General features: G+C 39.6%; 9 protein-coding genes and 3 pseudogenes. 8 read left to right on the top strand and 4 right to left on the bottom strand.

What is annotated here, in order from left to right; genetic code table 11:
- Window positions 1-219: 219 nt before the first annotated feature.
- The 3 genes and pseudogenes from QUB80_RS16910 to QUB80_RS16900 form a co-directional block, all read left to right on the top strand.
- The gene (locus QUB80_RS16910) at window positions 220-1728 is read left to right on the top strand and encodes a UbiD family decarboxylase (protein WP_289790689.1); all 1509 of its coding nucleotides are present in this window, start codon (window positions 220-222) and stop codon (window positions 1726-1728) included.
- 49 nt (window positions 1729-1777) lie between these two features.
- Window positions 1778-2305, top strand: coding sequence for an SH3 domain-containing protein (locus QUB80_RS16905; RefSeq protein ID WP_289790688.1), 528 nt, complete (start codon window positions 1778-1780; stop codon window positions 2303-2305).
- Between the two features lie 79 nt (window positions 2306-2384).
- Window positions 2385-2852: pseudogene (locus QUB80_RS16900) on the top strand (DUF4058 family protein); the annotation flags it as partial.
- 27 nt (window positions 2853-2879) lie between these two features.
- Here the strand turns inward: QUB80_RS16900 and QUB80_RS16895 are convergent.
- Window positions 2880-3023 carry a hypothetical protein gene (locus tag QUB80_RS16895; RefSeq protein ID WP_289790687.1) on the bottom strand — a complete coding sequence of 48 codons (144 nt, stop codon included), beginning with the start codon at window positions 3021-3023 and terminating at the stop codon, window positions 2880-2882.
- A gap of 316 nt (window positions 3024-3339) precedes the next feature.
- Between QUB80_RS16895 and QUB80_RS16890 the strand changes: the two are divergent.
- The 4 genes and pseudogenes from QUB80_RS16890 (at window position 3340) to QUB80_RS16875 (ending at window position 7484) form a co-directional block, all read left to right on the top strand.
- Window positions 3340-4038 (top strand): annotated as a pseudogene (locus QUB80_RS16890) (Uma2 family endonuclease).
- A 140-nt stretch (window positions 4039-4178) separates the two neighbouring features.
- Window positions 4179-4379, top strand: a complete 201-nt coding sequence (locus QUB80_RS16885) for a hypothetical protein (protein ID WP_289790686.1) — start codon at window positions 4179-4181, stop codon at window positions 4377-4379.
- 332 nt (window positions 4380-4711) lie between these two features.
- Window positions 4712-6371: pseudogene (locus QUB80_RS16880) on the top strand (tetratricopeptide repeat protein).
- A gap of 297 nt (window positions 6372-6668) precedes the next feature.
- Window positions 6669-7484: a class I SAM-dependent methyltransferase gene (locus QUB80_RS16875; protein ID WP_289790685.1), complete on the top strand. Its 816-nt coding sequence runs from the start codon at window positions 6669-6671 to the stop codon at window positions 7482-7484.
- On the opposite strand, the gene QUB80_RS16870 is transcribed toward QUB80_RS16875, so the two are convergent.
- Window positions 7485-8192, bottom strand: a complete 708-nt coding sequence (locus QUB80_RS16870; protein WP_289790684.1) for a rhomboid family intramembrane serine protease — start codon at window positions 8190-8192, stop codon at window positions 7485-7487. It lies immediately after the preceding gene.
- 318 nt (window positions 8193-8510) lie between these two features.
- On the opposite strand from QUB80_RS16870, the gene QUB80_RS16865 reads away from it, so the two are divergent.
- On the top strand, window positions 8511-10610 hold the full coding sequence (locus QUB80_RS16865) for a serine/threonine-protein kinase (protein WP_289790683.1): 2100 nt from the start codon (window positions 8511-8513) through the stop codon (window positions 10608-10610).
- Between the two features lie 70 nt (window positions 10611-10680).
- Here the strand turns inward: QUB80_RS16865 and QUB80_RS16860 are convergent, their stop codons facing one another.
- Both QUB80_RS16860 and yidD read right to left on the bottom strand, forming a co-directional pair.
- Window positions 10681-11004, bottom strand: coding sequence for a slr1957 family protein (locus QUB80_RS16860; RefSeq protein WP_289790682.1), 324 nt, complete (start codon window positions 11002-11004; stop codon window positions 10681-10683).
- Window positions 11005-12036: 1032 nt separating this feature from the next.
- Window positions 12037-12276: a membrane protein insertion efficiency factor YidD gene (gene yidD, locus QUB80_RS16855; protein ID WP_289790681.1), complete on the bottom strand. Its 240-nt coding sequence runs from the start codon at window positions 12274-12276 to the stop codon at window positions 12037-12039.

Raw genomic sequence — 12276 nt, 5'->3', positions numbered from 1 at the left:
ATCAAAAATCCACGCATTGGTATAAGTCCTATTTTTGTTGAGTCTACTTCAGTAGACTTTAGCTGTAAGCCAGAGAATTGATTCTCTGGCGCTATAGCAACGAAGCGAGAGATTTATAAAGATGTCGGTAATGAGAAGACTTCTAGTCTGAGGGCAATCTTTTAACGGATAATATAAAAAGCGCTTCACAGTTCTTAAAGATTTATATTGTCTAACACAATGGCAAGAGATTTACGCGGATTTATTAAACTTCTGGAAGAAAAGGGGCAATTGCGGCGAATTACAGCATCCGTCGATCCAAATTTAGAAATTGCCGAAATTTCTAACCGAATGCTGCAAAAAGGTGGCCCGGCCTTACTATTTGAAAATGTCAAAGGTTCATCTATACCTATGGCAATTAACCTGATGGGAACGGTGGAGAGGATCTGCTGGGCGATGAATATGCAGCATCCCCAGGAGTTGGAGGAACTAGGGAAGAAGTTGGCGCTGCTCCAGCAACCAAAACCACCAAAGAAAATTTCCCAGGCGATTGATTTTGGTAAGGTGCTGTTTGACGTGCTGAAAGCGAAACCAGGGCGGGATTTTTTCCCTGCTTGTCAGCAAGTGGTGATTCAAGGTGAAGATTTAGATTTGAATAAGTTGCCTTTGATACGACCATATCATGGTGATGCTGGCAAGATTATCACGCTAGGTTTAGTAATTACAAAGGATTGCGAGACAGGAACGCCAAATGTAGGTGTGTATCGCTTACAACTACAATCTCAAAATACGATGACTGTTCACTGGTTATCGGTGCGGGGTGGAGCAAGGCATTTACGTAAAGCAGCCGAACGTGGCAAAAAATTAGAAGTAGCGATCGCCCTCGGTGTAGATCCTTTAATTATCATGGCTGCGGCGACACCAATTCCGGTAGATTTATCAGAATGGCTATTTGCTGGACTTTATGGTGGTTCCGGCGTGCAGCTAGCAAAGTGCAAAACCGTAGATTTAGAAGTTCCGGCAGACTCAGAAATCGTTCTCGAAGGAACAATTACCCCAACAGAAGTATTGCCAGACGGGCCATTTGGCGACCATATGGGATATTACGGCGGTGTAGAAGATTCGCCCTTGATTCGCTTTCACTGCATCACACAGCGCAAAGATCCGATTTATTTAACCACATTTAGCGGACGCCCACCCAAAGAAGAAGCAATGATGGCGATCGCTCTCAATCGGATCTACACTCCCATTTTGCGACAACAAGTTTCAGAAATCGTCGATTTCTTCTTGCCAATGGAAGCTTTGAGTTATAAAGCAGCAATTATCTCTATTGATAAAGCCTATCCAGGGCAAGCGCGACGGGCGGCTTTGGCATTTTGGAGTGCATTACCGCAGTTTACCTACACCAAGTTTGTGATTGTAGTAGACAAAGATATTAATATCAGAGATCCGCGTCAAGTAGTGTGGGCAATTAGTTCTAAAGTCGATCCCACACGGGACGTATTTATTCTGCCAAACACCCCCTTTGATAGTTTAGATTTTGCCAGTGAGAAAATTGGTTTGGGCGGACGGATGGGAATTGATGCCACCACCAAGATTCCACCAGAAACCGAACATGAATGGGGTGCGCCCTTAGAGTCAGATCCGCAAGTAGCACAGATGGTTGAGAAAAGATGGGCGGAATATGGATTAGCTGATTTGCAGTTAGGAGAAGTCGATCCGAATTTGTTTGGGTATGATGTGAGGTAAAATCAGACACCAGCCTTAGCGCTGGTGTCAAAAATAATGGAGAAGTTTTGTGACAAATCGAGCATCCAAGCTATTAGTGGGATTGATATTTAGTTGTGTAAGTGTGCTTGTTAATACTGGCATAGGTGATGGCAGTGTCTTAGCAAAAACAATCAAACAACAAAAGTGCAATGTTTACGCCTACATTATTCATCAAGATCCGCAAGGGTTAAAGGTGCGGAGTGGTGCAAGCCCTACTCACAAAATTTTGGGAAAAATACCCACCTATGAGACAGTCCAAATCATCGCTATTTTGGGAAAATGGGTGCAAATCACTAATGCAAGTGGGGGTTTTAAAGGAACGGGATGGATTTATTTGCCAACCTTAGGCGTATCAGCGCGGGGTTATGGTACTGAAGGCGTGGATCTTTACGCTAGTAGCGATCGCAAAAGCAAGAAATTGGGAAGAGTTCCGGCAAATGTTAATGTCAAATTGTTAGGCTGTCGGGGACAATGGGCGCACGTAGAGTATCGAGGTATCAAGGGTTGGTTGGCAAGGGAGGATCAATGTGGTGCTGCGCTGACTAGTTGTTCCTAAAATACCACTCTTACCTCTAAACCCTTTGCGCTAACTCTGCGCCCCTTTGCGTTTAAAAACGCTACGATTTTACGCAAAGCAGGTAAGAGAAGTAGGAACATAAGCATTAGTTACTACTATCGAAATTCTTTCTCCTAGCAATAAACGTCAGGGCAAAGGACGACAGATGTATGAGGAAAAGCGCGAACAAGTATTAGGAAGTCGCATGAACTTAGTTGAAATTGATTTGCTACGGAAAGGCGAACCAATGCCGTTTTTTGATAATGGAATTGTCAGTCATTATCGGATTTTAGTTTGTCGAGGCGATAAGCGTCCCTATGCTGATTTGTATGCTTTCAATTTACAAGACGTAATTCCAAACTTTCCTCTACCTTTGCGTTCTGGGGATAATGAACCAGTTATAGTGTTGCAGACATTATTAAATGAAGTATATGACGTATCTGGTTATGATTTGGTGGTAGATTACAGTCAAGAGGCAGTGCCAGCGTTGTCAGAACAAGATGCGGTTTGGGCTGATGCACTGTTGCGGGAGAAGAGGTTGAGGTAGTTGAATCGATAAAATTAGATTTAAGATTCAGTATACTCTGAAAGCTCTCTTGATGCTAGATTTACCCAAGTCTGCTGCTGCCAAAATTAAAGGAATTGCTGATAAAGATTCAAAACCTGACAACAGAAATTTAGCACAATCTTTATTGGAGAAAATAAAAAGCTGATTCATGTCTATTTTCCCTAACCATCAAATTCCAACAAATCAAAGCGATTGAATAATTCTGGCGCGATCGCACTTCTCTTCAACTCCTCAAAACTCTGGCATAATCAGACTTTTACTACCCACAAATCTGATGTAAATCCTGCTAATCTCTAACGACGAGTATGACAAAATAACTCTATGAAAAAGGTTATTAGCGAGAAGATATTAAGTAGGTGAACATGATTAAATATAAAATGGCAACTTCTATAAAGCAGATGGAAAAAATCTTTTACCTTCTGCCTTATACTTATCGCAACAACGCAGATTAATCACCCCTTGTGCCATGTCCCTTGCTAGAGATTTTGAGATTCCAGACGATATCGGCGAAGATATTATCATTCCACCCACAGACTTATTGAGTGATGAACCGCCTTTGGAAAGTGATTTGCACCGACAGCAAATGCAGCTGTTGATAGACTCCTTGGAGTGCTTTTGGCAAAACCGCAATAATTTCTACGCTAGCGGTAATTTAACAATCTATTATAATCAAGACCAACTTAAATCGCGGGACTTCCGAGGGTCAGATTTTTTTGTAGTGCTGGGAACTGAACGCAAACCGCGCAAAAGCTGGGTAGTTTGGGGAGAAGGAGGCAAAACTCCGAATGTGATTGTGGAAATACTCTCTGAGAGTACTGCTGATGTAGATAAGGGATTAAAAAAGCAAATTTATCAAGATGTTCTTCAGCACACCAGATTATTTCTGGTTTGATCCAGAAACGTTAGAATTTAATGGGTTCGATATAGTTGATGGACAATACCAACAGTTGGAACCATTACCCCAAGGATGTTGTGGAGTCAGCAGTTGCAGTTGTACTTGGGTATCCACGAATCTAAGCTGCGTTTGTTTGCCGCAGAGGGACAAATTCTTCCTACACCTTTAGAAGTGGCAGAATTTGAACGCCAACAGAAAGAATTAGCCCAACAACGCGCTGATGTTTTGGCTGCACAACTAAGAGCTTTGGGAATAGAACCAGATGTTTAAATGCAACAAAATTATAAAGAATTGTGATTGTCTAAGAAGAATTGTGTTTCTGTGAGATTTGGACTTATTTATATTAATACACTAGATACAACTAGAAACTATTTCCATCGTTCGTGCATCAAGCACGAGGAGGTCCCAAAATGGTTCACACTTACGAGGTGTTTGTTGATATTAAAGAGTTTGCTGACCAGGTAAGCAATACATTTCAACGCGGGACGACACGTTACGAAATCGACGCAGAGACAAAAGAAAAAGCCGATGGTATGGCATTTATCCAGGCTAAAAGTGACCATCCACGAGGCACTGAATATGATGTTAGGGTAACAAGGCTCCTCAGATAAAGCAAAAACTTAATTTATCTTGGGCTACTTAGCGGTATTAGCAAATAGAGAGCGTTTTTTTGCGGTACTCTAAGAAATAGGCAAAAATAATAGTTGAAGCTTGATTTTAGGTATCAATAATTTGTTCTTGAGGCTATCAATTAAAGTTATATCTGCGTGATAGCCAGAATGCTATATATCGGCTTTGTAGTTTTCAATCACTATTATCAAAAGCATTACACTACACTTCACCACACTGCGATCGCGGTGTGGTTTTATATTTGCAATCTGAAGTTAAATTAATTTGATATATTGATAAAATCACCTGGTCATAAAGATTCGCAGAAATATAAATGGACTGGATTAACATACTGCGATCGCTTCAATCTGACTTCATCAAAAGGTTAACATCAGGTTGTCTGCTGCATTGTGAAATAGAAAGTCAGTATAGTGAATTAACAATAATTTCTGGAGAAAGATTAAGAGTACTACGAGAATTTTGCTGGCAGATGGCTGAAAAATATAAACGTGTTTTGCCAGTGCGTGATGTTTTTCTCAACTATCTAAAAGGAAAATTGGGAGAAGAAGTTGTTAAGGAACGCCTAGCTGATTTGATTACGGAAGTAGATTATGAAAAACGATTGGGTGGAGATGGCAAAATTGATTTCACGCTAACTGCTGATTCATCAATTGGCATAGAGGTTAAATCTCGTTATGGTAGCATTGATAGGGTCAGATGGTCAATTAGCTCAGAAGAAGTTGAAAAAAATGCAGTTGTAGTCTGTATTTTAATTCAAGAAGAGGTGAATGAAGCACAACCGGAATATCATTTTCTTGGCTGGTTTTCTTCCCACTCAAATGATTAAGCTCAAGACTGGTAGAATCTCATTTGGGATAGAGCAATTGCTTTATGGTGGTGGTTTACAGTGTTATCTCGAACAGTTACAATCTTCTATAAATTACAATCTATATAAAGAAAAAAATCTTTTTACTGATAAATATAAAATTAGACAAGATCTGGTCTCTAAATCACCTCTTAAAAATTTCATAAAATCTTCCTCTTATTTAATTGCAAATGAATATTTACGTTATCAGGGTGAAGATTTAAATCAGATTTATACAAAATTGGGTGATGAATGCTGCGACAAAGGACAGTATGAGGCAGCAATTAGTCATTACAACGAAGCATTGCAACTTAACCCTAATCATGCCGAGACATATTACAAACGTGGATTGGCACGTTATCAGTTAGGAGACTACGAAGGAGCAATTCCTGACTATACTCAGGCAATCATGATTAATCCTAATTATATGAAAGCTTATAACGAAAGCGCATTGGCACGCTACCAGCTAGGAGATTATGAAGGAGCGATCGCCGATTACACGCAAGCAATTAGAATTAATCCTAATAGCGCTGATGTATATAGAAACCGTGCTGATGTGCGTTATTTTATCGGAGATCATCAAGGAGCGATTGAGGATTACACTCAAGCAAGAAGAATTTATCCCCATGATGATTCTACAAATTCCCAAAATCATAACTTTCATGCTCCCATAGCAAACCATAGCAAATTATCAAGGAGTAGTTGAAGTTTTTGATGAAACTGAGATTCTTGGCAATGACGGCGATGCTTATAAAAAGCGTGGTAATTTTCGCGCTCACTTGGGAGACTACGAAGGAGCGATCGCTGATTACACCCAAGCAATAAATATTAACTACAAAGATGCTGATGCTTATTTCAATCGTGGCAATGCTCGCTACGATGCAGGAGATGATGAGGGAGCGATCACCGATTACACACAGGCAATAAATATTAACTACAAAGATGCTGATGCTTATTTCAATCGCGGCAATGCTCTTTATAATTTAGGAAATAAACAAGCAGCGATTGAGAATTTTCAGCAAGCAGCAGAAATTTATCGTCGAGAAGGGAATTTAGCAGGACAAAAAAAGCACGCGAAATAATTTTAGATTTAGAAATTGAAGAATCATTAGATGTTTTAAAATTTTAAAGACTTATCATGTAGGCTGACGCAAAGAGATGTTAATGATAAGTAGAGAGGTGCCATGGCACCTCTCTACAGATTCAAAAAATACTAAGTAGAACAAGGTAAATAATTAAAGGTTTGTAGTAAGGACTTTAGTCCTTACTACGAGCTGGATGCCAACATTTTTACATTACTTCACATAGTTTAGTTTTTTTCAAGTCGTTCTAGTTAGCAATGGCAATTTGGTATGAGAAGTCGAGGATCTGACAGGGTAATTTTACAATTATCGAATTCACAACTTGTAATAACTTGGGTGACAAAATGACACAAGACGATCGCTACACACTTGCCACTGGAGAATTAGGCGCGTATCGGCTGGAAATTCTAAATAGAATTCATATGCTCCATACTGAATTCCTCCTTGGAAGAGTCGGATTAAGGCAAGGAATGCAGGTAGCTGATATTGGTTGCGGCACTGGAAATGTCTCCAACTGGTTTGCTCGGCAAGTTGGTTCTAGTGGTTTAGTATTCGGCGTAGATAGTAGCTCTGCACAGTTACAACAGGCACGCCGCAATGCAGAAGCTCTCGGTTTGAATAACATCAAATTATTTGAAGCCAGTGCCTACAAAACTGGATTACCTAATAACTCTTTTGATTTAGTTTACTGCCGTTTCTTGCTAATGCACCTAAATCGTCCGGCTGATGCAGTTAATGAAATGCGATCGCTTCTGAAACCAAATGGAGTGCTTGTGTGCGAAGAAGCAGACTTCAGTTGTGTTTTCTGCGATCCGCCTTCTCCTGCTTATGATCACTGTTTCAAGCTTTTTTTAAGCATCAGCGATATTCGCCATCAGAACTTTCGTATGGGAGTTAGGCTATACCGAATTTTTCAAGAAGTTGGGTTGACTGTATCAGAAGTCAATATGTATCAACCCACCGTTATATCTGGGGATAACAAGCGTTTAGTTGATTTGTTACTGTCAGAGGCAGCTGATGCTTTGCTCGAAGCTGGGCTGACAACACGGGAGGAGATTGACAAGATGCTTACCGAAATTAGAATGTTAGCTGCTGATGAAAACACAGTATTTGGTATCCCTCGCGTCACACAGATTTGGGCGCGGAAATCACAGTTGTAGTTAACGTCTTTGTAATAATCGCATCCCAACTGCACCAATCGCCAATCCTACACCATGCGCCCAGTAGTTAACGCTATGCGGGTTGACACCACCAGGAATATTTAAACTACCAATGCCATAAGATAACTGTTGTACAAACCACCAAAATAGATAGTAAATTGCTGGTATCTGAATAGGTATAAATATAACGAGGAGTGGCAACACAGTGTCAATTTTCACTTTGGGAAACTTGAAGATATAAGCACCTAAAATTGATGCGATCGCGCCATTTGCTCCAATCAGTGGTACTGTCAAGCTAGGATTAACAAGAATTTGGATTACCTGTGTGAGAATGCCACCAATTAAGTAAAGTCCTAAAAATTTGAGTTGTCCGAGGATATTGTTTAAGTTTTTGCCAAAAACCCATAAAAATATCAGATTTGCTAAAATTTGGCTAAAACTACCGTGGAGAAACATTGCTGATAGCAGTGAATGAAAACGTGAGAGTACAAATAATCCAGCAGCGAAGTTACCAGCTTTTACATATGCGATCGGCTCACTTATCTGTGCTGGAATCAAACCCCAACTGTTAATTAAATTTTCTAATTCACCACTAATTTCTAGCTTCAGTTCCCATAAAAATAAAGCAATGTTAATACCAACGAGGCAGTAAACAGTAATTGGTTTTCTACGTGTAAAAATAAAAATGTTATCGCTAATAGGAATCATTGGAATTAGTCAATAGTCATCTGTCATTTGTCATTTGTTAGTAGGTGAGCCAGCGCGCCCTAGCGGCTTCCCGGAGGGTAGCCGCTAGCTAACGCAACGCCTGACGGCGAACGCGTCTAGTGCCGACTTGTAGCACAGCCGCGTGCGGGTTTTTTGGGTATCTTGAGGTTAAAACCGACAATCTATCTTCTAAACCTGCCCGTACAGTGTTTAATAGTTAATTGTCTCCCCGGCTCCCACTCTTTCTCTCCCCCACTCTCTCCTTGAACTGTGGCAAGATCGGAATCAGATTGTAATCTATTCAACTAGAAAAACCAGATGCTGGGAAACATACTTGTTGGACGATACCAAATTCTTAAGCACTTGGGAGGAGGAGGATTTGGTGAAACTTATGTTGCATGTGACACTCAATTACCTGGTAATCCTCAATGTGTTGTGAAGAAGCTTAAACTCCAAACAACAGATCCAGTCGCATTGCAAACAGCCAGACGTTTATTTGATACGGAAGCTCAAGTTCTGTATAAATTAGGGACGCATGAGCAAATCCCCCAGCTTTTGGCATTCTTTGAAGAAAAGGAAGAATTTTATCTTGTCCAGGAATTCATTGAAGGTCATGATCTTAGTCAAGAGATAACACCAGGTAAAACTTTTAGTCAAGACCAAGTAATATCTCTTCTGCAAGAAATTTTGCAAATCTTAGATTTTGTTCATCGACAAAAGGTAATCCACCGCGATGTTAACCCCTATAACTTACTTAGACGCAAGCAGGATGGCAAGTTATTTTTAATTGATTTTGGTGCAGTTAAAGAAATTACAACCCAGGTAGTTAGCCTCAATGGTAAAACCAAATTTACTGTTGCGATCGGTACTCCTGGGTATATTCCTGGCGAACAAGCTCAAGGCAATCCTAAATACAGCAGTGACATCTATGCAGTCGGGATCATTGGCATTCAAGCTCTCACTGGTTTATCTCCCGAACAACTAGAAAAAGATACGGAGACAAATGAAATTATTTGGCAAAATCAAGCCCAAGTCAGCCATGAACTTGCAAATTTTATAGATAAAATGGTGCGCTATGACTTTCGCCAACGCTACCCTTCGGCAACGGAAGCTTTACAAGCTTTGAAAGATTTGCGTAACCCCATTTCTCAAACACTTACATTACATACTCGCCCATTCAATCAAAATCTAAACCAAATTAAGAAACGCAAAAAAAATATATTTATCAAAATTTTGACAACAGGATTTTTAGTGGGATTAGTTACAGCAGGAATTATATACGCTATTTATACTATCAATTCTGTCAACTCTACAGAATTATATAAGCAAGCAAATACATTTTATGATTTACAGCGCTATCAAGATGCTTTATTAACTTATGAAAAAGCAGTTAAAATTAGACCAGATTATGCCGAAGCTTGGAATGGGCAAGGCAAAGCACTATTTAAGTTGAAAGAATATAAAGCTGCACTGACTGCTTATGACAAAGCTATTCAACTTCAGCCAAATTATTTAGAAGCTTGGATAGGTAGGGGTTTTGTCTTAAAGAATTTACAGCGTAACCAAGAAGCAATCGCCTCTTTTGATAAAGCTTTGGAATTCGATCATAAATCTCCACAAGTCTGGAATGCGAAAGGAGAAGTTTTCAGTAATTTAAAGCAATATGATGAAGCAATTCAAGCTTATGAGGAAGCAATTAATTTGAATAAAGAAAACGACGAAGCTTGGTATAATAAGGCTTTAGCACTTCATAATTTAAAAAGATACGAAGATGCAATCGCTGCATACGACAAAGTTTTAGAAATTAAACCCAGCTATGCAGAAGCATGGTACAACCGGGGCAATGCCTTGGTAAATTTGCGACGCTATCAAGATGCATTTATAGCTTATGAAAAAGCGGTACAATCCCAGCCGACTTATACTCAAGCAGGGTTATCTAGGAGCAATATCCTAATAAATTTACAACGCTACCCTGAAGCTTTGGAATCATTTAACCAAGTAATTAAATATAGTCCTAACAACTTTGAAGCATGGTATGGTAGGGGTTGGTCACTACATCAAATGCAACGCTATGAGGAAGCTATTGAGTCTTATAGTCAGGCGATTGAATTAAAACGCAATGACTATCTTGTATGGTATAACCGAGGAAACTCACTCTATAATTTACAAAAATACGAAGAAGCGATCGCCTCATACAACCGAGCAGCACGCTACAAACCAAATCACCATGAAAGTTGGTTTTCTAAAGGTAATGCCTTATTGAATTTACAACGCTACCCTGAAGCGATCGCCTCTTATAATCAAGCAATTAAACTCAAGCCAGACTATCAACAAGCAATCCAAGCACGCGATCACGCCCAAAGTCTATTGCCACGCGAAAAACAAAATACATTTATTCTGCCAAAACCTATACGTTAGCCATAGCAAAAGAAGGTGCTGCGACACAACACCTTCCTTCTTTGATATGAAACCTACCCCTTCTGCGCTGTTAATAAGCATCCTCAACCTCTAGTTGAGCCACTGTCACAGCATTAAAAGCAAAAGCTGCAACTAAGGGAATCGGACATTTCAGCCAATAGGTGACAAAAGCCGCAATCATGGTTGCTATTACTGCGGTGAACGACCAATAACGCTCTTCTACAGTTAATCCCTTTTCTGCTTTAATTACTCTGAGAACTTGCATGGGAATCGGCTCCGGCATTACCGCCCCTGGAGGAAAAGCCCAGTAACTATTACAGCGCTCAATAAATAAATCTGTCCAACCATTTTCCTGGCACCATTCTTCTATCCATGCATCACAATAATGTTTCATATTCATGTTGCCAATTCGATTTAGAAGGTTCCGCATATTTTTTTGAGGGTGAATTAATGTAAATCTGCTCGTTTGAAATCTAGAAATTTAGGGTTAATTGTTAAGCTTTGTTAAGGTGAAAATATATCTGTGAATAACTCTTGAATAGCCTTTTTCTTATTTAACAGACTAACAGCATTTTGATTATTCTCGCAGCGAATGAAAATAAACTTTACTTAGGAGATATTAGATAAATATTTTGCAACAAATTAGAGAGTCAATACTCTCAAACCTCTTAGGGCAAACATGGAAAATACAGATGCAACAAAGTTTATGTGAACGGTTAAAGGTTCGGATTACCGTAAATTGGAAGCATTATCTAAGGATAAGTAGACTATAGAAAAATAAAAATAAATATTTCTTTACTTTTTACCAGGCAATAACTTCAACATATTTGATGTTTTCAAATAAATGTGAAATACGCCTCATGTAATGCTGCTAATCTGCTGTGCATTGTTAAGCAAAATTCAAAAGATTGTCCTATCTAGTTCTTGGGAATCAGTATTTTATGTTTAATTATATCTATTTACATAACCTTAGGCATAATTGCTCCGTTGCACTCTACTTTTAACCGCTTATTAAATAAATATACAGATACACTCAAGCAAGTTTAACCCTGCTATAGAAGGATATTTTAGAGAAACAGAGCAAAGGCTTTGGTGCGTTACTAGCCTATTAATCAATGTTTTTAATCCAAAATCATGCCACTTGCACTCAACGCGCTTAACCCGCAAGGGCGCGCTGGCTCACCACCGCACTGGCTCACCACCGCACTGGCTCCGCAAGGGCGCAGTGGCTCCAAAATCCACGCATTGGTATAAGTCTTCTATCTCTAATCTCCATCTCCATATGTCATGGGAAAACCCGCAAGTTTCTACAAGAAGCTCACAGGTTCATCCTAAAGTGAGGGTATTGTTAGTTTAATACCACATCAAAAGACTTTAGTATAGTTTTTGACAAAAAATTTATAGTAGCGATCGCAACTATCTCAAATCAACAATGATCTTTTGTTTGTTCTGTTAGTTCTGGTACTGGATCGTAACCACCAGGATGAAACGGATGGCAGCGTGAGATACGTCTAATTGCTAACCACGAACCACGCCATACCCCAAATCTTTCGATTGCTTTAAGGGCATACGCAGAACAAGTAGGTTGAAAGCGACACGTCGGAAGAAACATGGGTGAGATAAAAGTTCGGTAGAACCGAATTAACCAAATCAATAATATTTTCAT

This window comes from Chlorogloeopsis sp. ULAP01, assembly GCF_030381805.1.
Lineage (GTDB): Bacteria > Cyanobacteriota > Cyanobacteriia > Cyanobacteriales > Nostocaceae > Chlorogloeopsis.
The sequence above is the reverse complement of the archived record's forward strand: the minus strand, read 5'-3'. Positions and strand labels throughout refer to the sequence as shown.

Excerpts from the sequence above, each read along its gene's own strand:
- QUB80_RS16910 (WP_289790689.1), top strand. The coding sequence starts at position 220 with ATGGCAAGAGATTTACGCGGATTTATTAAACTTCTGGAAGAAAAGGGG.
- QUB80_RS16895 (WP_289790687.1), bottom strand. The coding sequence starts at position 3,023 with ATGAATCAGCTTTTTATTTTCTCCAATAAAGATTGTGCTAAATTTCTG.
- QUB80_RS16885 (WP_289790686.1), top strand. The coding sequence starts at position 4,179 with ATGGTTCACACTTACGAGGTGTTTGTTGATATTAAAGAGTTTGCTGAC.
- QUB80_RS16875 (WP_289790685.1), top strand. The coding sequence starts at position 6,669 with ATGACACAAGACGATCGCTACACACTTGCCACTGGAGAATTAGGCGCG.
- QUB80_RS16870 (WP_289790684.1), bottom strand. The coding sequence starts at position 8,192 with ATGATTCCTATTAGCGATAACATTTTTATTTTTACACGTAGAAAACCA.
- QUB80_RS16865 (WP_289790683.1), top strand. The coding sequence starts at position 8,511 with ATGCTGGGAAACATACTTGTTGGACGATACCAAATTCTTAAGCACTTG.
- QUB80_RS16860 (WP_289790682.1), bottom strand. The coding sequence starts at position 11,004 with ATGAAACATTATTGTGATGCATGGATAGAAGAATGGTGCCAGGAAAAT.
- yidD (WP_289790681.1), bottom strand. The coding sequence starts at position 12,276 with ATGAAAATATTATTGATTTGGTTAATTCGGTTCTACCGAACTTTTATC.